Origin of the sequence: Streptomyces sp. NBC_00425, assembly GCF_036030735.1 — a bacterium.
GTDB lineage: Bacteria > Actinomycetota > Actinomycetes > Streptomycetales > Streptomycetaceae > Streptomyces.
Genome location: NZ_CP107928.1, coordinates 1,645,462 through 1,666,006 on the forward strand (window position 1 = coordinate 1,645,462; position 20,545 = coordinate 1,666,006).

Sequence of the window (20,545 nt, forward strand, 5' to 3'; positions counted from 1 at the left end):
TCCTCATGTCGATGCCTGCGCGGTCGGGGTCTGTGCCGCGGGCGGCTCGCCGTTCCGCAGCAGTTCTTCGATCAGCCGGACGGCCCGCGGTACGGCTCCGGACACCGGTGCGCTGAGACCGATGCCCTCCTCCACCGAGGCCGGTTCGCAGCCGACCACCAGGACGCGGCGCGGCGGCTCCGTGCCGGTCCCGGCGCAGAGGGTGGCCAGCAGCGCGAGGACGGCGTCGGGGGTCATCCGGTGGCCGTCCATCGCCGCGGCGGGCGCAGGGGTCCCGCCGCCGGCCTCGTGCTCGATGACGTACAGGGTGCCCGGGGCTTCGCCGCGGGCCGTGGCGTCCACGAGGACGAGGGTGTCGTAGCCGTCGAGCAGCTGGTAGGCGAGGTGCATCCCCCGTACGCCGATGTCCACGACCTCGGTGCGGGCGGGCAGGTCGCGTCCGGCGAGCCGGCGGGCGGTCTCCACGCCGAAGCCGTCGTCGCCGAGGAAGATGTTGCCGATGCCGGCGACGAGGGTCCGGGGACCCGGAGGTGCGGAGGGCTTCATCCGTCCTCCTCCAGCGGTGCGACCTCGTCGGGCTGGAAGTACAGGAACCGTCCCTGCTCGCGGCGGATGTCGGCGCCCGGGTCGCCGTCGACCGTGACCGCGAGGTGCACCCCGCCGTCGACGTCGTGCAGGACCGCCTCGACCGTCGCCGTGCGGCCCCGCAGGAAGATGTCCTGCGCGTCGGTGCGCCGCAGGCCCGGTCGCAGCGCGACGCGGCTGCCCTTGCCCACCGGCCGGCCGTCGACGAGGACACGGTCCTGCGCGGGGTCGAAGCCGGCGTCGCTCGCGGGGTCCCACCAGGGGGTGTCCGGCCGCGGCACCCCGTGCTCGTCGGGGAAGCCCGGATGCGGGACGGCATGGTCCGCGGTCGCTGGGTCCGGGGCGGTGGGGCCCGGGCCGGTGACCTCGCGCAGACTGCGCACCGCGCCGTGCAGCCGTTCCAGGACCTCGGCCGGCATCGAGTCCGCCAGCTCGATCACGGCGGCCGCCCGCTCGTCGGTGCCCCGGGCCTCCCGTTTCTCCTCGTCGGTGAGGGCCGCGGTGCGCAGCGCGAGGATCTCGTCGATCTCGGTGGCGTCGTAGAGCGCGCCGGGGCTCTCCGGTGCGATGGCCGGATGGTCCTCCAGGATGATCGGCGAGGACAGCACGAGGTCGGCGCGGCCGGGTTCGCCGGCGAGCACGGGCCAGGTGTGCAGGTTGCGGCAGGCGGCGACCGCGCCCTTGGCCCATTCGGGGGGATCGGTCATCGACAGAAACGATCCGGCGCTCAGCGCCATGAGGAGGTGGGTGGCCACCAGGGAGTGCGGCAGCGCCGCGTCCCGGCCGGCGCCGCGGCTGTCGCGGGGCGTCCAGTCGCTGGTGTTCTCGACGACGGCCGTCAGGCGCAGCGCCCGGTAGGGGCCGTCGAGTTCGCGGGCGGACAGCCTGATCGTCCCGCTGATCTCCTCGCACCGCCGGACCAGCCGGCCCACGGTGCGGCCGGCCGCGTCCAGGACCGGTTCGGCGTCCTCGCGGGCGGGGCGGCGGAAGGGATGCGTGACGCCGTCCCCGAGGAGTTCGTCCACCGACGCGACGACCTCGACCCGTTCCTCGCTCCCCTCGTCCCAGGGCATCAGCACCCGGTCGTCGAGGCGGAGTTCGGGCACCGTGTCGTGGCCGCCGTCCGGGCGGGCGCGCTGCACCGTGCGCCGTCGGGCGTGCAGGAAGCGCACCTCGACCGAGAGGGTCGCGCCCGCCTTCGGTTCCATCAGGCATTCGGTGTGCTGGAAGTCGTGCTCCTCGCACTCCGCGCCCCAGCCGGGCGGCACCAGCACCCCGAACTGCCAGCGCAGCCGGTTCTTGGCGGCGGAGGCGCGGTACGGGTAGAGGACGTAGCCCTCGAAGAGCACGGCGTCGGCCACCTGCCGGGCGAGGGCGAACCGCTCCTGCGTCTCGGGCGCGAAGGTGGTCACGGTCACGGGTCCGTCCTTCCGGTGCTGCCGGTGAGCGCGCGGAACGGATCGCTCGCGGGCGGGGCGAGGGAGCCGCCGCCGTCGAGCAGGGCCTCGAGGGTCGCCTCCCAGGAGGTCAGCGCGTGCCGGGAGCGGTAGGCGAGCAGGGCGTCCATGGTGTCGCGCGGCAGCCGGATCCAGCCGCAGCCGGGGAAGTGCTGCTCGACCATCTCCCGCCAGGCGGCGACCGGCAGCCGGAACACCGCCTCCCGGTCCCAGGGGACCGGCTCGACCCGGAAGCCGCCGTCCCCGGTGAAGGCCGTCCCCGAGAACAGCATCAGCAGCGGGACCTCACCGTCGGTGAGGGCGGTGAGGTAGCGGGTCGCGGCGACGTCCATGTCGTACGTGCAGGGCACCACGAGGTCGGTCTCGATCTCTCCGGTGAAGCTCGGGACCATGAGCGCGACCTGGGCGAACTGCACCGGCTGGAGCGTGCTGCCCCAGCGGGAGCGCTCGCCGAAGAGGTCCGACAGGCCGTCGGCCTCGGCCGCCCCGTAGGTCCGGCGGGCGGGTTCGATGCGGATCTGGCAGCGCAGCGCGAGGGCGTGCACGCGTGCGCCGGCCGCGGCGGTGACCCGCAGCCGGAAGACCAGGGTCGGCCCGGCGGCGTACCGGTCGGCGCGCACGCCGGTGCAGGCGAAGGAGAACTCCGTCACGGCCGCACCGCCTTCCGCGGCGGGCGCTCCGCCTCGTCCACGGGCCGGGCGCGGCGCGCGACGTCCGCGAAGAACGCGTCCAGAGCGGCGCGGGCCTCGGCCCCGCCGTCGAAGCCCTGCCACAACAGGCGCATGCGGCCGACGAGTTCGTAGCAGACGTCGATGGGGACGAGGTGGCACACGCAGCCGCCGTCGGTGCGGCGCAGCAGCAGCGCCTCCACATCGGGTTCGAGCAGTGCGGCGAGGCGGCTGCCGCCGAGGACGTCGGTCCAGGTGGCGGGGTCGAGTTCGCTCTCGGTGGCGCCGGCCGGGCTCGGGTAGAGGGCGACCAGCCGGTCGAGTGCCGCGTTGCGGAAGAGGAAGGCGACGCCGACCGGGATCTGCAGCGCGTCCCACGCGTTGTCGTCGAGGTGATGTGCGGGGTCGGCGAGGTAGCGGTCCGGGACCGTGCGGAAGCGGCCCGCGGCGGCCCCCGGCTGTTCCATCAGCAGCCCGCAGGGGGCGCAGGCGCAGACCAGGGCGCGTTTCTCGGTGTCGACCAGATGGCGGTGGCCCGCCGGGACCGTCACGGCGCACAGCTCGCACCGTTCGGGCTGCGGAGCTCGTTCGGTGACGAACCTCCGCAGCCCGGACGGGCGCGTCGCCGGGGACGCCGTCATCGGGCTCCCGTCGGGGCGGCGCCGATCTGCAGGAGCGTGGGCCCCGCGGGCGCGCTCTGCACGTCGACGGCCCTGACCTCCGGTGCGAAGCAGGCGAGGGCGGCCTCCGCGGCCTGCCGGGCATCCCCGCCGGAGCCGCATCCGCAGCCGCCGGCCTCCCGGGCCCGCAGCGACAGGGTGCCGCTGCGCTCGTCGAAGTCCACGACCTCCAGGGCGTGTTCGCGGACGCTGTCGAGGGCCCGGGCGATGCGGGCGTCGCGGTCCTCGGGGTGCAGGTCGTGCAGGACGAGCAGGCTCGCGACCAGCTCGTCGCCGAGCAGCCGGGCGGCCGGGCCGTCCGGGGCGGAGGTCAGCAGGTGGATGATGCGGGCCAGTCCGGCGCCGTAGAAGTCCATGAGAGACCGCACCAGTTCCTCCGCGGCCGCGGCCGCGGCCGGGTCGCCGCTCGCGGTCAGCCGCTCCAGAACCTCCTCGACACGGCGTCCGGTCTGCTCCGCGTTCACCGGCGTCGCCGCCGTCGCCGCGCTCATCCGCCCAGTCCGCTCAGGCCGGTGGGCACGTGCATCGACTTCACCGTCTTGCCGCCGCCGACGTACATGTGGACGCCGCAGGGCAGACAGGGGTCGAAGCTGCGGACGGCGCGCATGATGTCGATGCCCTTGAAGTTCTCCGGGGTGTTCTCCTCGAAGATGGGCGTGTTCTGCACGGCGTCCTCGTACGGGCCCGGGGTCCCGAAGGTGTCCCTGGTGCTGGCGTTCCACGGGGTGGGCGGGTACGGGTGATAGTTGGCGATCTTGCCGTCGCGGATCACCATGTGGTGGGACAGGACGCCCCGGACGGCCTCGGTGAAGCCGACGCCGATGCCCTCGTCCGGCACCTCGAACTTCTCCCAGGTCTGGGTGCGTCCGGCGCGGACCTCCTCCAGCCCCTTCTCGGCGAAGTGCAGCGCGACGGCGGCGGAGTACGCCTGGAAGTAGGTGCGGGCGCGGTTGCGCTCCAGGGCGTTGGACCACTTCGGGATCTTCCACTCGAAGGTGGTCTCCGGCTTGGTCATGCTGCGGGGCAGGTTGATGACCACGCTGTGCCCGGTGGCCTTGACGTAGCCGATGTCGACGAGCCCGGACAGGGCCGTCGACCACAGGCGGGCGATGGGGCCGCCGCCGGTGTCCAGGGCGAGGTGGTCCTTGCCGTCGAACCAGCGTGGGGACATCACCCAGCTGTACTTGTCGTCGAAGTCCCGCTTCTGCGGGGCGGGGATGGTGTGCTGGTTCCACGGGTGGCGCGGGTCCACCGGGTTGCCGAGCGGGTCGTGGGTGACGAACTGCTCCTGGCCCTGCCAGTCCTCGTAGTAGGAGCTGCCCAGCAGGATGCGGATGCCGAGGTTGATGTCCGTGAGGTCGTTGGTGACCAGCTTGCCGTCCACGATGATGCCGGGCGTGACGAACATCCGCCGGCCCCAGTCCGACATGTTGGCGTAGGTGAAGTCGCAGTACTCCGGGTCGTTCAGCGCGCCCCAGCAGCCGAGCAGGACGCGGCGGCGGCCCACTTCCTCGTAGCCGGGCAGCGCCTCGTAGAAGAAGTCGAACAGGTCGTCGTGCAGGGGCACCACGCGCTTCATGAACTCCACGTAGCGCATCAGGCGGCTGAGGTAGTCCGTGAAGAGCTGTACGGAGGCGATGGTCCCGACGCCGCCCGGGTAGAGCGTGGAGGGGTGCACATGGCGGCCCTCCATGAGGCAGAACATCTCGCGCGTGTAGCGGCTGACCTGGAGGGCCTCGCGGTAGAACTCGCCTTCCAGCGGGTTGAGCGAGCGCATGATGTCGGCGATCGTGCGGTAGCCGTGCTCGGCCGCGTGCGGGGCCTCGGTGCGCTCGGCGAGTTCGAGGACGCCGGGGTTGGTCTCCTTGACCATCTTCTCGCAGTAGTCGACCCCCACCAGGTTCTCCTGGAAGATGTTGTGGTCGAACATGTACTCCGCGGACTCGCCGAGGTTGATGATCCACTCTGCGAGGTGCGGGGGCTTGACGCCGTACGCCATGTTCTGCGCGTACACCGAGCAGGTGGCGTGGTTGTCCCCGCAGATCCCGCAGATGCGGCTGGTGATGAAGTGGGCGTCGCGTGGGTCCTTGCCGCGCATGAAGACGCTGTAGCCACGGAAGACCGACGAGGTGCTGTAGCACTCCGCGACCCGCTTCTGCTTGAAGTCGATCTTCGTGTGGATGCCGAGGCTGCCCACGATCCGGGTGATCGGGTCCCAGGCCATCTCCACCAGGCCGGTGCCGTCGCCGGCCGCCTTCGTCTTCGGTGCCATCTGTGCCGTGCCCTTCGTTGCGCGGGAGGTACGGGGTGTGTGCGGGGGGGTGCACGAATCGGGGAGCGGACTACGTGCGGTGGCCGCTCACCACGGGGGTCGGTATCCGGTGGTGATCCGGTCTCCGGTGCTGCGCCACTTGGGCTCCTTGTCCACCGTCCTGGCCGTGATCGACCGCAGCTTGCGGACCACGGCGCCGTACGCTCCGCTGGCGTTGCTCGACACCTTGGCGCCGGGCGGCTCGTCCATGAACGGCATGAACTTGTCGGGGAATCCCGGCATCGTGCAGGCGATGCAGATGCCGCCCACGTTGGGGCAGCCGCCGATCCCGTTCATCCAGCCGCGCTTGGGCACGTTGCACTTGACGACCGGGCCCCAGCAGCCGAGCTTGACCAGGCATGTCGGGGAGTCGTACGACAGCGCGAACTGGCCCTGCTCGTAGTAGCCGGCGCGGTCGCAGCCCTCGTGCACGGTGGCCCCGAACAGCCAGGTGGGGCGCAGCTTGTCGTCCAGCGGGATCATCGGGGCGGAGCCGGCCGCCTGGTAGAGCAGGTAGGTGAGCGTCTCGGAGAAGTTGTCCGGCTGGATCGGACAGCCCGGGACGCACACGATGGGGATGCCCGCGTGGGACTTCCAGTCCCAGCCGAGGTAGTCCGGGACGCCCATGGCGCCGGTCGGGTTGCCGGCCATGGCGTGGATGCCGCCGTAGGTGGCGCAGGTGCCGATGGCGACGACCGCCAGGGCCTTCGGGGCGAGCCGGTCGATCCACTCGCTGGTGGTGATCGGCTGGCCGGTCTCCGGGTTGTCGCCGAAGCCGCACCAGTAGCCCTCGGGCTTGATCGCCTCGTTGGGGATGGACCCTTCGACGACCAGGACGAACGGGTCGATCTCGCCCCGCTCCCCCTTGAAGAACCACTCGATGAACGTGTCCGAGCCGCCGATCGGACCGCACTCGAAGTCGATGAGCGGCCAGTGGACGGCGATCTTCGGGAGACCCGGCAGTACGCCGAGCACGATCTCCTCGATGCTGGGCTGCATGGCGGCCGTCAGCGCGACCGAGTCGCCGTCGCAGCTCAGTCCCGCGTTGATCCAGAGGATGTGGATCGTGGGTGTCTCGTCGGCGGGCGCGCCGTCCGCGTCCGCAGCGCCGACCGTGCCCGGCGTCGCCTCAGTCATGGGACCGCCTCCTGGGGAGGTAAGGGATGAAGGCCTGTATTTCGGCCGTCGCGTTTCTTCGCTTTTCTTCGCGTTTCTCGGTTTTCCTTCTGTTTCTTCGTATCAGCCGTTCGGCCGCGACGGGACGCCATGGTGGGCCGTTCCGGTGACGGCGGCGGCAGTGGGGACGGGAGCGTCCTGCGCAACCGCGGCGGAAGCCAGGTGCGGCGGGGTGCCGGCGGGCCGCTCCTTGTGGACGAACGAGCGACGCAGGGCGTGGTAGGCGGCGTCCGGGTCGTCGAAGGTGCGGCGCATCCGGGCCAGCTCACGCTCGCGGAAGCCGGCCAGCGGGGTGGCTGCCTCCAGCCGGTCGAGTTCCGTCTTCTTCGCGGTGATCCGGGCCGCCGTCGCCGGGAGCGACGCCAGGCGGGCCGCCAGGCCTGCGACCTCCCGCGCGAACGCGTCCGGACCGCAGTCGACCACGCGGTCGACCAGCCCGAGGCGCAGTGCGCCCGCCGAGCTCACCGGCAGGGCCTCGCGCAGGAGCCGGTCGGCCGTCGCAGCCCCCACCCTGCGCGGGAGGGTGTACGTCCAGTACTCCGAGCCGTACAGGCCCAGCAGGCGGTAGTGGGGGTTCAGCACGGCGCCCGAGCGGCACCACAGCTCGTCCGCGGCGAGGGCCAGCATCACCCCGCCCGCGGCGGCGTTGCCCGCGACCGCCGCGACCACCAGCCGGTCCGTCGTCGTGAGGACCGCCTCGACCAGGTCGTCGATGGCGTTGATGTTCGCCCAGGACTCGGCCGCGGGGTCGTCCGCGGCCTCGATGACGTTGAGGTGGATCCCGTTGGAGAAGAAGTCCCGTTCTCCGCCCAGGACCAGCACGGACGTGGGCCGCGTGCACGCCTCCCGGTAGGCGTCCAGCAGGCGCCGGCACTGCTCCGTGCTCATGGCGCCGCCGGGGAAGGAGAACGACAGGAAGCCGACGTTCCCGTCCTCCCGGTAGCGGATGTCGGTCCAGGCGCCGGGCGCCGCCTCGGGCAGCGGGGGCAGGGGGTGCTCGGGCAACGGCGGCAGCCGGTCGCCCAGGGCCCGGACGGCCGGCAGCCGGAACGTGGGAGGCTGCCCGGGCCCGCGCCGGGCCCGCAGTTCGGGGATCCACACGGCGCCGTCCCGGGTGGCCCGGCAGAGTGCTCCGGCCCGGGTGGCCAGCAGCTCGCCGGGACGGCCGCGCAGCACGTTCTCCGGGTGGCCGCCGTGCAGGTACCACTCGTCGCCGAGCAGCGTGTCCAGCACTCCGGGCTGGGAGTCCGCCGCCCTGAGCCTGCGCAGGACGGCCTCGGTGGAGTCCGCGGCCCAGTCGATCCGCCGGACGCTCTGGTCGAGGTAGGGACGCGTGCCCGGGCCGGCGTCCGTCGTGCCGGACGCGGGTTGCCGGACGGGTACGTACGTTCCGCCGGCGAAGCGCTCCACCGCGAGCATGAGGGCCTTCAGCGCGGCGTCGGCGATCTCGCCCCGGTACAGCTCGCTCTTGGACACCGGCGGGACCCGGCACGGCACGGAGGCCCACACGTCACCGGCGTCCATCTCCCCGTCGGCCTGCAGGACGGTGACGCCCCACCGGTCGACGCCCTCGTGGATCGCCCAGTCCAGGGAGGACGGTCCGCGGTCGCCCACGGGCCCCGGATGCACGACGAGGCAGGTGTGCGCCGTCCACACCTCCTGCGGAATCGCCGTCCTCAGCATCGGCGCGACGACGAGCTCGGGTGCGTGCCGCCGCACGGTCTCCGGCAACGGGCTGCCCGGCAGCGCCAGTTCCACCGCCACGGTGTGGCCACGGTCGCGCAGTTCGGCGTGGGCGCGCTGGGTGAGGCTGTTGAACGCGCTGGCAAGGAGCAGGATGTGCACAGCTGCCTCCGGGCGGGAGAACGGCAGGCAGGGATGTCCGCCGACCGCGATCCTCGGCCAGGGCGGGTCCGCCGTCCCCGGCGACAGACGGTGGGGTCACCCGAAAGTCGGCACCGATCCGCCGTCCGGCCTCGCCGGCGGAGGGCGGCGGGCGCACCGCCGGCCGGGCAGGCCGTCGTGCGCGGTCACCGTCGTCGCAGGCCGCTGGTGATGCGTTCCCACGGGGAGCGGGTGGCGCCGAAGTGGGTCTCGTGGGTCCAGATGTGGGTGCAGGACCGGCACTGCAGGTGGAGCAGGCTGCCGGCGTGGGAGAGCAGATAGCGCCAGTGCTCGGAGCAGGTGCGCCCCTGCTCGCAGGTCGCGCAGCCACGGCGGTCGTCGCAGTTCGGGCAGGCCACCCAGGCGCGACGCCCGATGTCGGCCTGCGGGTCAAGCGGCAGCATGGCCACCCCCTCTGCGCGGGAGGACACCGGCCGAGACCAGCTCGTCGTACACCCGCTGCTGGTCCGCGCTGAGGCCCGAGTAGAGCAGTTCGTACGCCGCTTCCTCGCCGTGCAGTGCGGCGAGGGGGTCCCAGGCCGGGCCGAGGGCGTCGAGCACATGAGCGCGGCGCAGCATTTCGTGGGAGCTCAGGTCGATGTCCAGGCCGACCAGGGCGGACGCGCCGGGCCGGTCCGCGGCAGGCCCGCGCGCCTCGGCGGGTTCGTCGGGTTCGGCGGGGAGGGCGTCACCATGGGAGGACATGCGACCGAACGTAGGTAGGCGTCACGCGCCCCGGCAAGAGCAGGTGGGAGAAGTCACAGCGGACCGACCCGGCCGCACCCGCGGTCGTCGTCGGGGCCGGGAGAGGCGTCGGGCGAGGGACTCCGGCGTCCGGTCATCCCTGGCCGGCGGGGATGCGTACGGTGAAGGTGGTCGAACCGGGGGCGCTCTCGAGGGCGACGCCGCCTCCGTGGGCGTCGGCCACCGCCGCGACGATCGACAGCCCGAGGCCGGTGCCCGTGCCACTGCCCGCACCCCCGGTGCGGCGGCGGTCCCCGTGGGTGAAGCGCTCGAAAACCCGGGGCCGGACGTCCGCGGGCACGCCGGGGCCGTCGTCGTGCACCGTGAGCACCGCCGTGGCGTCCTCGGTCTCCAGCGACACGGTGACCGTGCTGCCGCCGGGGGTGTGCAGGCGGGCGTTGGCCAGCAGGTTGCCCAGCATCTGGTGGAGCCGGTGGGCGTCGCCCGGCACCGTCACCGGCTCCTCGGGCAGCTCCAGCCTCCAGCGATGTCCGGGGCCCGCGGCCTGCGCGTCCGTCACCGTGTCGAGGACCAGGCGGGTCAGGTCGACGGGCAGCCGTTCCAGGGGCCGGCCCGCGTCCAGACGGGCCAGGAGCAGGAGGTCGTCGACCATCTCGCCCATGCGGGCCGACTCGGCCTCGATGCGTTCCAGGGCCCGCACCACCTTGTGCGGCACCGGGCCGGGATGCAGCAGCGCCAGCTCCGCATGCCCGCGGATCGACGCCACGGGCGTGCGCAGCTCGTGGCTGGCGTCGGCGGCGAAGCTGCGCAGCCGCTCCTCGCTCGCGTGCCGCTTGGTCAGCGCGTCCTCGACGTGTCCGAGCATCGTGTTGAAGGCGTCGGCGACCCGTCCGACCTCACCGCGCGGGTCGGCCTCGGGGGCGCGCGGCCAGAGCTCCACCTCGCCGCTGGACAGCGGCAGCCTGCTGACATTCGTCGCGGTCGCAGCCACTCTGCTGAGCGGCCGTAGCGACCAGCGCACCCACAGCGCTCCCGCGAAGCCCGCCACGGCGAGCGCGGCGCCGAAGACGACCGCGGCGACGAGTTCCAGCCGGTGGACGGCGGCCTCGACGGGCTCCGTGGGCAGTCCGGCGACCAGGACGTCGCCGTCCCTGCCCCGGACGGCCATCACGCGATAGTCGTCCAGGGCGGAGAGGTCGACGGTGTGGCCGCGGCCGTCGGCCGGGACCGCGGCGAGCGTTCGCCGGTCCGCGGCCGAGAGCGGGACGTTCCGTGCGCCCGCGCCCGTGGCGCCCACCACCGCGGCGTTGGTGACCGTGTCGCCGACCAGCCGGGCTCCGAAGGTCCCGACGGGCTGCCGGCGGGTGTCGCCGTCGCCCTCCTCGTCGCCGTCGTGGTCCGAGGGCCGGGCCCCGCCGTGCTCCAGGCTCGCCGGGAACCGTGCGCCCGTCTCGCGCAGCTGCTGGTCGAGGCGGCCGGTGAGGAAGCCGTTCAGTTCCACCACGGCCGCCACCCCTACCGCCGCGCAGCTGACCGCGAGCAGCACGACGAGGCCGACGGTGAGCCGTGCCCGCAGCGTGTGCGGCCGGGGCAGACGGGACAGCCACCGGCGCGCCGCATTCCGGAGGGGACGCCCTGCGAGCCGTCCTGCGAGCCGTCCTTCGCGTCCTTGGCCGGGCGTCGTCACCGGACGACCGGCTTGAGCACGTATCCGGCGCCGCGCACCGTGTGGATCATGGGCGGGCGGCCGGCGTCCACCTTCTTGCGCAGGTAGGAGATGTACAGCTCGACGACGTGGGCCTGCCCGCCGAAGTCGTAGGACCACACCCGGTCGAGGATCTGCGTCTTGCTCAGGACGCGTCGCGGGTTGCGCATGAGGAAGCGCAGCAGTTCGAACTCGGTCGGGGACAGTTCGACGCGCTCGCCACCGCGCGTGACCTCCCGGGCGTCCTCGTCCATCTCCAGGTCGCCGACGGTCAGCCGCGGCCCCTCCGCAGTCTGCCGGGCCATGCCGGCCCGGCGCAGCAGTCCGCGCAGACGCGCGACGACCTCCTCCAGGCTGAACGGTTTCGTCACGTAGTCGTCGCCGCCCGCCGTGATGCCCGCGATGCGGTCCTCCACCGCGTCCCGCGCGGTCAGGAACAGCACGCACACGTCGGGACGCACGGCACGCAGCGAGCGCAGCACGGAGAAGCCGTCGGTGTCCGGGAGCATGACGTCGAGGACGATGGCGTCGGGCAGCAGCTCGCGCGCCCGGGTGACGGCCGAAGCGCCGTCGCCCGCCGTGCGCACCTCCCAGCCGTCGTAGCGCAGGGCGCCGGAGAGCACCTCGGCGAGGTCGGGGTCGTCGTCGACGACGAGGACCCTGAGCGGCGCGCCGTCGGCCCGGGTCAGCGCGGGGCGGCCGGAGCCACGGGGGCGGGAAGTGTTCATCTCAGGTACCAGGATGCGGCCTCGCGGTGTCGTGGGCCGCTCTCCCGGCCTCTGAGTTTCCTCTGAGTCCGCTCTGGTTCCGCTCTGGGTCCGCCGCGTCGCGGCTCGGCGCCGGTCGTCCGAGCAGCCCCTCCCACCTGCGGTGGAGCCGGCGGAGCCGTCCCCGTTGCCCCCGGCGCTGAGAGCGGGCTCAGAGGTTGGGTCGGCACAGTGGCGTCCCGGACGGCCCGGAGGCGGGCCGCAGGCTGGGGAAGGGGCACGCGGATGACGACGGCGTATGCGCGACGAAGGGTGGCCCCCGCGCCGCCCGCTCCCCGGCGTTCCGCCGCCGGCCCGGTGCTCGCCGTCCTGTGGGGCGGGGCCGCTGCCGTGGTCGCCCTGTGGTGGCACGACACGGAGTCGGTCGTCGGCGCCGCGGGATGGCTGACGGGGGCCGGGCGGATCGCGGGCCTGCTGTCCGGATACGCCTGTGCCGTGCTGGTCGGGATGATGGCGCGCGTGCCGCTCCTCGAACGACGGATCGGGACGGACCGGGTGACCCGCTGGCACGCGATGGCGGGCCGCTACACGATCTGCCTGCTGTCGGCGCACGTCGTGCTGATCCTGCTCGGGTACGCCGCCCAGGACCGCTCCTCACTCGTGCACGAGACGCTCACGGTGGTCCTGGACTACCCGGAGATGCTCAAGGCCACCGCCGGGACGGTCGTCCTCCTCACGGTGGGGATCGTCTCGGCCCGCGCGGTGCGCCACCGGGTCGGTCACGAGTTCTGGTACTACGTGCACCTGCTGACGTACGCGGCGGTCTTCCTCGCCTTCGGCCACCAGTTGGCCCTGGGATCCGACCTCGTCGGCAGCCGTCCCGCACAGATCGCCTGGTACGCGCTGTACCTGGGGGCCGCCGCCCTGGTCGTGTGGTTCCGGATCCTCGTCCCGGTGCGGCTGAACCTGCGGCACCGGCTGCGGGTCGACTCGGTGCACCGCGAGGCGCCGGGCGTGTACTCCGTCGTCGTACGCGGCCGGCGGCTGGACGAGATGGGCGCACGGCCGGGGCAGTTCCTGCGCTGGCGGTTCCTCGCCGAGGGCATGCGCTGGACGTCCACGCCGTACTCCCTGTCCGCGCCGCCGCGCCCGGACCTGCTGCGCATCACCGTCAAGGCGCTCGGCGACCACAGCGCCGCCGTGCCGCTGCTGCGACCGGGCACCCGGGTGTGGGCGGAGGGGCCGTACGGGGCGATGACCGCGGACCGGCAGGGCGCGCACAGGTCCCTGCTGATCGCGGGCGGCGTCGGCGTCACCCCGCTGCGGGCCCTGTTCGAGACGCTGCCCGGAGACGTCACCCTCCTCTACCGCGCCCGCTCGGCCGAGGACCTCGCCCTGGGCGGCGAACTGGAGACGGTCGCCCGGTGGCGCGGGGCGAAAGTGCTCTACGCGCTCAACGGCCCGGACGGCCGGCGCCCCGATCTCAGCACCCGGTCGCTGTGCGCGGCCGTGCCCGACCTGGCCGCCCATGACGTGTACCTGTGCGGCCCGCACGGCTTCACCCAGGACCTGTACGGGGCGCTGCGCGCCGCCGGGGTCCCGGACAGCCGTATCCACCACGAGTCCTTCGAGCTGTGAGGCCGTCTTGCACACGTTGAGGAAGAACCGTCCGCTGCGCCGCATCGTGCTGGCGGGCGCCGCGACCGTCTCCGGGATGGTGCTGCTGCTGTCGCTCAAGCCGCACACGGCACCGGGCGTCGCCGCACTGGCGTCCCCGGCGCCGTCCGGCGCGTCGGGCACGCCGAGCGGGACGGCCGGGTCGGGCGGGTCCGCCGCCACGGGGACCCGGACCCTCACCGGTGATTCCGTCCAGACCCGCTGGGGGCCCGTCCAGGTCCGCATCACGCTGAAGGACGGAAAGCTCACCGACGTCACGGCGGTCAGCTATCCCCAGGAGAACCCCCGGGACCGGCAGATCAACAGCTACGCCGTCCCGCAGCTGACCAGAGAGGCCCTCACCGCCCAGAGCGCCGACATCGACACGGTCTCCGGAGCCACCTACACCAGCGAGGGCTACCGTCAGTCCCTCCAGTCGGCCCTGGACTCCGCGAACGGGTCCTGACCCGGGTGCCCATGAGGGCGCAGCCGGGTGCCGGTGAGGCTGGCCGCGCCCTTCCTTCCGTCGCACCGCCGGTCGCCCGCTCCGGCGTCAGGGCGAGCACACCGCGCTGCCGGCGCAGGGGCCCGCGCCGGTCCGCACCGCGGGGGGCCGCAGGGGCACGCCGTTGTTCCTCAGCACGTCGCGGACGTGCAGGATCAGCGGGAAGACCTCCTGATTGCGGTCCTCGCCCTGCTCGTCCCAGGCCCGCTGCTCGGCCTCGACGGCCATCCGGTCCTCGGCGAAGACGCGTTCGGTGAACCTTCTGATGAACGGCCAGGCGGCGTGCAGGGCACCCGGGATCGGCGGCTTCGCGATCATGAGCAGTCCGAAGGTGTGGTTGACGCGCTGCTCGGCGTCCTGCGGCACGTAGGCGGCCCACAGGGAGAACGCCGGGAGCTCGGCCTTCTCCGGGACCGCTTGCAGCGTCTGGTACGGGTACTGGGTGCGGACGGTGATGACGTCGGGCGAGGAACCGCCGCCCAGGCCCTCGGCCGACAGCAGCGCCGCGCCCCGGTCCTTCCTCCCGCCCGCGGGGACGAACAGGTACCGCGCCTCCACGAAGTCCGGACCGGTGTCGAAGCCCAGCAGTTCGGGCCGGATCCTGCCGAGGACGCCCCGGTGCAGGAACTGGTGGTTCATGTCGAGCAGGTTCTCGTGCATGAACGAGTAGTGGCACCGCACGGTCCGCGAGAACGTCATGGTCCGGTGCCGGGCCGAACGGAACTCCGGCAGGTCGGGCAGCGGCGTGGCGGCGGCCTTCCCGGGATCGCCGGGGAAGACGAAGACGAGACCGTAGGCTTCCCGGACCGGATAGGCGCGCACGCCCCGCGGCGGCCGGCCCACCCCCTTGGGCAGATACGGGATCTGCGAGATGCGGCCGTTCCCACGGTAGGCCCAGGCGTGGTAGCAGCAGCGCAGCACCTCGCCCTCCACCACCCCCATGCTCAGGGGCACCTGGCGGTGGGCGCACCGGTCCTCCAGAGCGAAGACCGTGCCGTCCTCGCCGCGGTACAGGGCGATCCGCTCCCCCGCGAACCGGGCGGCGAACGTCTTCTTCCTCGCCACGCTCCGGGACACGGCGACCGGGTACCAGAAGTCCGGGTCGATCCCGCGCCGCCGGAGGTCGGGGACCGCTCCGTTCCTGTGCTCGAGCGACGGGTACGGACCGCTCGCGGATTCAGTCTCGATCGCCTTGTCCCTTCCTCGACGGCGCCCGGCCGGCGCCGGTGGGCGGGCCCGTCCACCGGCGCTCAGAGGCCATACGTCCCACTCGGGCGCCAAGGCTTCACGGCCCCCGCAGGCCACCACCCGGACGGCCGAGCGCGCCACGCCCCCGCGAGGAGCCCGCCCGGGTGCGCCGGTGCAGTTCGACGGCCAGCGGCGTGGCGGTGAACATCGACGACCAGGTGCCCACCACGAGGCCGATGAGCAGCGCGAGGGCGAAGTCGGTCAGGGTGTCGCCGCCGAGGACGGCGAGTGCGGTGAGGATGAACACGGCGCCCATGCCGGTGCTGACGGTCCGCGGCAGGGTCTGCAGCAGCGCCTGGTCGGCGATGCGGGCGAAGGGTTCCCCGCGGTCGCGGCGGCCGAGTTCCCTGATCCGGTCGAGGACCACGACGGAGTCGTTGACCGAGTAGCCGATGACGGTCAGCAGCGCCGCCAGGAAGACACCGTCGACGGGCTTGCCGAGCCAGGCGAAGACGCCGACGAGGATCACGACGTCATGGACGAGCGCGGCGACCGCGGAGCTTCCCAGCAGCCAGCGGAAACGTGCCGCCAGGTACAGCAGTTGTGCGCCGAGGGCGACGACGAGGGCGACGAGTGCGCCCCGGCGGAGCTCCTCGCCGAGGCTGGGCCCGATGGTCTCGTCACGGATCTTGTCGGCATCGCGTGCCAGGTCGGTGACGGTGTCGGTGAGCGTCGCCGCCTGGGCTTCGTCGAGGTGGTGGGTGCGGACGGTGAACCGGTTCTCGCCGGAGGTCTGGACGACGGCGCGGGGGAACCCGGCGTCGGCGAGCGCGGAGCGGGCCCGGTCGGCGTCCACGGGCGTTGCCGTGGTGTATTCGACGAGGCGACCGCCGGTGAACTCGACGCCGAGGTCGAGGCCGCGCACAGCGATCCCGGAGGCCGCCAGGACGAGGGCCGCGGCCGAGACGGCCAGCCATCGGCGGGGGTGGCGCAGCAGGCTCGGGTTCGTGCGGGCGAGCCGGGCGCGGACGACGCCGGTGTGGGCGATGCCGGTCAGGTGGGGGCGGCGACGCAGGCGGGGCCGGCCGATCGCGAGGTCGGCGAGGGCGCGGGTGACGACGAGGGCGCTGACCATGGAGGCCAGGACGCCGATGCCCAGCGTCACCCCGAAGCCGCGCACGGGTCCGGAGGCGAAGAAGAACAGCAGGCCGGCGGCGATGAGGGTGGTGATGTTGGAGTCGGCGATCGCGCTGAAGGCCTTGCGGAACCCGACGGTCAGCGACGACCTCGGGGTGGTCCGGCGGCGGGCGGCGTACTCCTCGCGGGCGCGTTCGAAGACGAGGACGTTGGCGTCCACCGCCATGCCGACGGCCAGGACGAATCCGGCGAGGCCGGGCAGGGTGAGGGTGGCTCCGAGCGCGGCGAGGGCCGCGTAGGACATGAGGCCGTAGCAGGCGAGGGCCACCGTGGCGAGGACGCCCATGATCCGGTACACGGCGATGATGAACAGCGAGGTCGCGGCGGTGCCGACGACGGCCGCCCAGGCGCTCGCCTCGATGGCCCGCGCGCCGAGGGTGGGGCCGACGGTGCGCTGCTCGACGGTCTCGACCGGCACCGGCAGCGCGCCGCCGTTGATGAGCAGGGCCAGCTCCTTGGCCTCGGCGTCGTCGAAGGATCCGGTGATCTGGGTGGAGCCGCCGCTGATGCCGGACCGGCACGCCACCGAGGGGTCGACCTGTGGCGAGGAGACGATCCTGTCGTCCAGGACGATGGCGACGCGGCGACCCGGATCCCCGGGCGGACGACAGGCGGCCTCGCCGGTCAGCCGGGCCCAGCCCGCTCCGCCCGACCCCTTGAAGTCCACCGTGACATGCCATCCGGCGCCGGTCTGCTGGTCGAAGCGGGCGGCTGCCTTCTCGACGTCCTTGCCGGTGAGTGCGGCGGCCCGCAGCCGCAGCGGACTGCCGGACTCGTCGGCCGTCACCTGCTCGTGGGGCCGCTTCGGCAGTGGGTCCGACGTGCCGTCGGCGTCCGCCGCCGCGCCGAGCACCTGGTGGAAGGTGAGCTGTGCGGTCCGGCCGAGCACGTCGGCCGCCTTGCGGGGATCCTGCACGCCGGGCAGTTCGACGATGATCCGGTCGCCGCCGGAGCGGGCGATGGTGGGCTCGGCGACGCCGAGCGCGTCGATCCGGCCGCGCAGCACCTCCACGGTGCGGTCCGTGACCTCGTCGCCGGCGTCGGCCGGGTCGACGGGGCGGGTCTCGAGCACGATCTGGGTGCCGCCCCGCAGATCGAGTCCGAGGTGGACGGGCACGGTGAGCGCGACGTACAGGGACAGGGCGACGGCGGAGAGGGCGAGCAGCCCTCTGACGAGCGGGGAGCGTTGCACAGCGGGCCTCCGGCAGGCACACCGCGGCCACGACGGTGGCCGCAGCCCGGGAAAGGAAGGGAAGGGGGAGGGGGAGAGGGTCAGGTGCCGGAGAGGGCAGGGGGCGCGCGCACCCCGGGTCGGTGTGCCGGTCGGTCCGGGGCCGGTGAGTCCACCGGTGGCGCCGGCGTCCGCCCGGGCAGGAGTGGAGCGCCCGCCGCGCCGAGCTGCGGGTGGGCGGCGGGGGCCGGCGGCGTAGGACGTTCGCCGGCGGCGTCCCTGCCGCTGCGCACGGTGGCGGAGGGGACGGCGGGGTCCGCGTCCTGTGTGCGCGGCGTGTCGTGCGTCGGTGAGACCCCGGCGGCGTGCGTCACCTCGCGGGGCGCCGGGACCTCGGCGCCGACGAGGGCGGGCGTACCGAGCGGACCGAGCAGGGCGAACAGGACGAGCAGCATGATCAGGACGGCGTGCACCTCGGCGGGCACGGCTGCCGGGTCCCGGCCCCGGACCAGGCCTCGCCCCCGGCCCCCCGAAAGCGGGACGGTGTGCGTGCGGCGTGCCATGCTCCGTCCCTTTCCGTGCGATGTCGGTGTGCACGCGGCCGGTGTCGATGTCGGTGGGCGCGTGGCCGTGCGGCGTCCGCGGGGCCGCGGCGGGAGAGCGCCGACCGGGGCCTCGTCGGTGAGCGACGTGTTCAGGCCTCGATGAGGCCCGCGCGGATCGCGTAACGGGTGAGTTCCAGCCGGTCGCGCAGCCCGAGCTTGTGCAGCAGGTTCGCCCGGTGCCGGTGGACGGTCTTGATGCTGATGAAGAGCATCTCGGCGATCTCCTTGGAGGAGTGGCCCTCGGCGACGAGCTTGAGGACCTCCTCCTCGCGGGCGGTCAGCACCTGGTCGGGCGGCTCCTCACCGCCTCGGACCCGGTCGAGGTAGTTGCGGATGAGCGCGGTGACCGCCCCCGGGTACAGGAAGGGCTCGTCGCGCATGGCGGCCCTGCATGCCGCCACCAGGTCGCGGTCGGCCACCGACTTCAGCACGTATCCGCTGGCGCCCGCCTTCAGCGCCTGGAAGAAGTACTGCTCGTTGTCGTGCATCGTCAGCATCAGCACCCGCACCTCCGGCTTCAGCGCGACGAGCTCCCGGGTGGCCTGCAGGCCGGTCATCCGCGGCATGGCGATGTCCAGGACCGCGAGGTCGACCTGACGGGTGCGGGCCAGTTCGACGGCCTCCGCGCCGTCGCCGGCCTCGGCGACGACCTCGAGGTCCGGCTCACGGTCGAGGATGAGTCGCACGCCGCGACGGACCAGGGCGTGGTCGTCGGCGAGGAGGATGCGGATCACGGAGGTGTCGGGCGCGCTCATGGCTGCTTCCTGAGGAGGGGCACGGTCAGTCGGACCTGGGTGCCGGCCCGCGGCCGGGAGGTGATGTCCAGCGTGGCCCCGATCAGCAGGGCCCGCTCGCGCATTCCGCGCATTCCCGCGCCTTCGGGGGCGGCCCCGGTTCCCCGGCCGTCGTCGGCGACGGCCAGCACCACCGCCTCCCCCGTGTGGTGCAGGCCGACCTCGACCCGTCCGGCCTCGGCGTGGCGGGCCGCGTTGGTCAGGGCCTCCTGGGCGACGCGGTACAGCACCAGTTCCGTCTGGTGGTCCAGCACCGGCAGGCCGGTGTCGAAACGGCGCACGACGCGCAGTCCCACATGGGTGGCGAACTCGGTGGTGAGCGAGGTCAGCGCGCTGACCAGGCCGAGGTCCTCGAGGACGCCCGGCCGCAGCCGACGCACGAGACGCCGCACCTCGTCCAGGCTTCCCCGGGTGATCTCCTGCATCTGCCGCAGCTCACCGCGCAGGGGCTCGTCCGCCTCGTCGGCGGTCCGCTCCAGCGCCAGCAGGATCGCGGTCATGCTCTGTCCCACCTCGTCGTGCAGTTCCTGGGCGATGCGGCGTCGCTCCGCCTCCTGCGCGAGCAGGACGCGGGCGCTGCTGGACGCCCTTTCGTGCTCGAGTCGCTCGAGCATGGCGTTGAACGTGCGGATCAGCTCGGCGGTCTCGACGCGGCCGCGTTCGGGCAGCCGCTGCCCGGGGCGCAGCAGGTCGACGGTGGCCATCAGCCGGGTGAGCCGGTCGAGCGGGGCCAGGCCGATCCGCAGCAGGGCGGCGTTGGCGACCAGCATGACGACCAGGCCGGCCACGAGGATGACCGCCTCGGTCAGCACCACCGGCACGGAGACCGTCACCGGAGCCCACAGCAGCAGCGCGGTGGCGCTGCCCAGCACCACCGCGTTGAGCGCGAAGATCCGCCAGAACAGGGACACGGGGACGACGCCTTCCTCTGCTGTGTCTGTGGGAGACCGTTGTGTCTCCACCGCCGGTCCTGCCCAGCTTCCCCCGCGCCCGCTCCCCTCGTCGATGGGCTCCGATGCCCATTTCCCTCACCTGGGCCACCCACCGTGATGGGTCGCCGGACGGCCCGGAGATGGGTATTGCGCCCGATGGGATTCCGGCGGCGGTGCGGCCACGGTGGAGGCAGGAACCGCGATCCGCGCCTCGCCCCTCACCGAGCCTCGCCGCGCCTCACCGAAAGAAGGAACCGTCATGTCGCTCGACTCGCCCCGGACCGACGCCCGCCCCGAACGGCTGACGGCGCACGAGGCCCGCCAGCGTCTCGAACACGAACGCGCATCCCGCCTCACCCAGCTGAAGGCCATCGACGAGGCCGGACCCGACCCGGCGGAACAGGCGATGTCCGCGCAGAAAGACACCGTCCGGCATGTCCTCGCCGAGGTCGAGGCCGCGTTCGTCCGCGTCCGGGACGGCAGCTACGGCGTCTGCCGGGGCTGCTCCGGGGCCATCCCCGTCGAGCGCCTCGAGATCCTGCCGTACACCCGCTTCTGCGTTCCCTGCCAGCGCGACGCCGTCTGACGAGCACCCGTCCGCCAGGCCTCTCCCGCCCTG

20 protein-coding genes are annotated in these 20,545 nt (G+C 73.3%); 3 read left to right on the forward strand and 17 right to left on the reverse strand.

Features of this window, described 5'->3' with window-relative positions; genetic code table 11:
• Positions 1-3: 3 nt before the first annotated feature.
• From OHS82_RS06745 to OHS82_RS06800, 12 genes are all read right to left on the reverse strand, one after another.
• A complete protein-coding gene (locus tag OHS82_RS06745; protein ID WP_057580962.1) occupies positions 4-546 on the reverse strand; it encodes a hydrogenase maturation protease in 543 nt (180 codons plus the stop codon).
• Entirely contained in the window at positions 543-2,003 is a 1,461-nt protein-coding gene (locus OHS82_RS06750) for a hypothetical protein (protein WP_057580963.1), read from the reverse strand. Before OHS82_RS06750 ends, OHS82_RS06745 begins: the two co-directional genes overlap by 4 nt.
• Positions 2,000-2,692, reverse strand: coding sequence for a DUF6084 family protein (locus OHS82_RS06755; RefSeq protein ID WP_057580964.1), 693 nt, complete (start codon positions 2,690-2,692; stop codon positions 2,000-2,002). Before OHS82_RS06755 ends, OHS82_RS06750 begins: the two co-directional genes overlap by 4 nt.
• Entirely contained in the window at positions 2,689-3,351 is a 663-nt protein-coding gene (locus tag OHS82_RS06760; RefSeq protein ID WP_328433494.1) for a DUF5947 family protein, read from the reverse strand. Before OHS82_RS06760 ends, OHS82_RS06755 begins: the two co-directional genes overlap by 4 nt.
• Positions 3,348-3,881: a hypothetical protein gene (locus tag OHS82_RS06765; RefSeq protein ID WP_057580966.1), complete on the reverse strand. Its 534-nt coding sequence runs from the start codon at positions 3,879-3,881 to the stop codon at positions 3,348-3,350. The genes OHS82_RS06760 and OHS82_RS06765 overlap by 4 nt, the downstream gene beginning before the upstream one ends.
• Positions 3,878-5,662, reverse strand: coding sequence for a nickel-dependent hydrogenase large subunit (locus OHS82_RS06770; protein WP_057580967.1), 1,785 nt, complete (start codon positions 5,660-5,662; stop codon positions 3,878-3,880). Before OHS82_RS06770 ends, OHS82_RS06765 begins: the two co-directional genes overlap by 4 nt.
• Before the next feature lie 87 nt (positions 5,663-5,749).
• Entirely contained in the window at positions 5,750-6,838 is a 1,089-nt protein-coding gene (locus tag OHS82_RS06775) for a hydrogenase expression protein HypE (protein ID WP_057580968.1), read from the reverse strand.
• Positions 6,839-6,940: 102 nt separating this feature from the next.
• Complete coding sequence (locus tag OHS82_RS06780) at positions 6,941-8,722, reverse strand: enoyl-CoA hydratase-related protein (protein WP_328433495.1); 1,782 nt, start codon at positions 8,720-8,722, stop codon at positions 6,941-6,943.
• A gap of 185 nt (positions 8,723-8,907) precedes the next feature.
• Complete coding sequence (locus OHS82_RS06785) at positions 8,908-9,165, reverse strand: hypothetical protein (RefSeq protein WP_319195229.1); 258 nt, start codon at positions 9,163-9,165, stop codon at positions 8,908-8,910.
• Complete coding sequence (locus OHS82_RS06790) at positions 9,152-9,466, reverse strand: DUF6400 family protein (RefSeq protein ID WP_057580970.1); 315 nt, start codon at positions 9,464-9,466, stop codon at positions 9,152-9,154. The genes OHS82_RS06785 and OHS82_RS06790 overlap by 14 nt, the downstream gene beginning before the upstream one ends.
• A gap of 133 nt (positions 9,467-9,599) precedes the next feature.
• Entirely contained in the window at positions 9,600-11,069 is a 1,470-nt protein-coding gene (locus OHS82_RS06795; protein ID WP_057581089.1) for a sensor histidine kinase, read from the reverse strand.
• 80 nt (positions 11,070-11,149) lie between these two features.
• Entirely contained in the window at positions 11,150-11,899 is a 750-nt protein-coding gene (locus OHS82_RS06800; RefSeq protein ID WP_057580971.1) for a response regulator transcription factor, read from the reverse strand.
• A 264-nt stretch (positions 11,900-12,163) separates the two neighbouring features.
• Here OHS82_RS06800 and OHS82_RS06805 point away from each other — a divergent pair, with 264 nt between their 5' ends.
• Together OHS82_RS06805 and OHS82_RS06810 are read left to right on the forward strand one after the other, a co-directional pair.
• The gene (locus OHS82_RS06805) at positions 12,164-13,516 is read left to right on the forward strand and encodes a ferredoxin reductase family protein (protein WP_057580972.1); all 1,353 of its coding nucleotides are present in this window, start codon (positions 12,164-12,166) and stop codon (positions 13,514-13,516) included.
• Positions 13,517-13,523: 7 nt separating this feature from the next.
• Entirely contained in the window at positions 13,524-14,000 is a 477-nt protein-coding gene (locus OHS82_RS06810; RefSeq protein ID WP_057580973.1) for an FMN-binding protein, read from the forward strand.
• An 87-nt stretch (positions 14,001-14,087) separates the two neighbouring features.
• Here the strand turns inward: OHS82_RS06810 and OHS82_RS06815 are convergent, their stop codons facing one another.
• The 5 genes from OHS82_RS06815 to OHS82_RS06835 all read right to left on the reverse strand — a co-directional run bounded on the left by OHS82_RS06815 (position 14,088) and on the right by OHS82_RS06835 (position 19,905).
• Positions 14,088-15,227 carry an aromatic ring-hydroxylating dioxygenase subunit alpha gene (locus OHS82_RS06815; protein ID WP_328436035.1) on the reverse strand — a complete coding sequence of 380 codons (1,140 nt, stop codon included), beginning with the start codon at positions 15,225-15,227 and terminating at the stop codon, positions 14,088-14,090.
• Between the two features lie 97 nt (positions 15,228-15,324).
• On the reverse strand, positions 15,325-17,616 hold the full coding sequence (secD, locus tag OHS82_RS06820) for a protein translocase subunit SecD (RefSeq protein ID WP_328433496.1): 2,292 nt from the start codon (positions 17,614-17,616) through the stop codon (positions 15,325-15,327).
• 80 nt (positions 17,617-17,696) lie between these two features.
• Entirely contained in the window at positions 17,697-18,158 is a 462-nt protein-coding gene (locus OHS82_RS06825) for a hypothetical protein (RefSeq protein WP_328433497.1), read from the reverse strand.
• A 131-nt stretch (positions 18,159-18,289) separates the two neighbouring features.
• The gene (locus OHS82_RS06830) at positions 18,290-18,955 is read right to left on the reverse strand and encodes a response regulator (RefSeq protein WP_057580976.1); all 666 of its coding nucleotides are present in this window, start codon (positions 18,953-18,955) and stop codon (positions 18,290-18,292) included.
• Positions 18,952-19,905: a HAMP domain-containing sensor histidine kinase gene (locus OHS82_RS06835; RefSeq protein ID WP_328433498.1), complete on the reverse strand. Its 954-nt coding sequence runs from the start codon at positions 19,903-19,905 to the stop codon at positions 18,952-18,954. The genes OHS82_RS06830 and OHS82_RS06835 overlap by 4 nt, the downstream gene beginning before the upstream one ends.
• Before the next feature lie 280 nt (positions 19,906-20,185).
• Between OHS82_RS06835 and OHS82_RS06840 the strand changes: the two genes are divergently transcribed.
• Positions 20,186-20,512, forward strand: a complete 327-nt coding sequence (locus OHS82_RS06840; RefSeq protein ID WP_328433499.1) for a TraR/DksA family transcriptional regulator — start codon at positions 20,186-20,188, stop codon at positions 20,510-20,512.
• Positions 20,513-20,545: the final 33 nt, after the last annotated feature.

Bases quoted from the DNA above. Each gene is read 5' to 3' on its own strand.
- OHS82_RS06830 (WP_057580976.1), bottom strand. From the start codon at position 18,955: ATGAGCGCGCCCGACACCTCCGTGATCCGCATCCTCCTCGCCGACGAC.
- OHS82_RS06840 (WP_328433499.1), top strand. From the start codon at position 20,186: ATGTCGCTCGACTCGCCCCGGACCGACGCCCGCCCCGAACGGCTGACG.
- OHS82_RS06760 (WP_328433494.1), bottom strand. From the start codon at position 3,351: ATGACGGCGTCCCCGGCGACGCGCCCGTCCGGGCTGCGGAGGTTCGTC.
- OHS82_RS06790 (WP_057580970.1), bottom strand. From the start codon at position 9,466: ATGTCCTCCCATGGTGACGCCCTCCCCGCCGAACCCGACGAACCCGCC.
- OHS82_RS06825 (WP_328433497.1), bottom strand. From the start codon at position 18,158: ATGGCACGCCGCACGCACACCGTCCCGCTTTCGGGGGGCCGGGGGCGA.
- OHS82_RS06800 (WP_057580971.1), bottom strand. From the start codon at position 11,899: ATGAACACTTCCCGCCCCCGTGGCTCCGGCCGCCCCGCGCTGACCCGG.
- OHS82_RS06745 (WP_057580962.1), bottom strand. From the start codon at position 546: ATGAAGCCCTCCGCACCTCCGGGTCCCCGGACCCTCGTCGCCGGCATC.
- OHS82_RS06770 (WP_057580967.1), bottom strand. From the start codon at position 5,662: ATGGCACCGAAGACGAAGGCGGCCGGCGACGGCACCGGCCTGGTGGAG.
- OHS82_RS06775 (WP_057580968.1), bottom strand. From the start codon at position 6,838: ATGACTGAGGCGACGCCGGGCACGGTCGGCGCTGCGGACGCGGACGGC.
- OHS82_RS06805 (WP_057580972.1), top strand. From the start codon at position 12,164: ATGACGACGGCGTATGCGCGACGAAGGGTGGCCCCCGCGCCGCCCGCT.
- OHS82_RS06765 (WP_057580966.1), bottom strand. From the start codon at position 3,881: ATGAGCGCGGCGACGGCGGCGACGCCGGTGAACGCGGAGCAGACCGGA.
- OHS82_RS06785 (WP_319195229.1), bottom strand. From the start codon at position 9,165: ATGCTGCCGCTTGACCCGCAGGCCGACATCGGGCGTCGCGCCTGGGTG.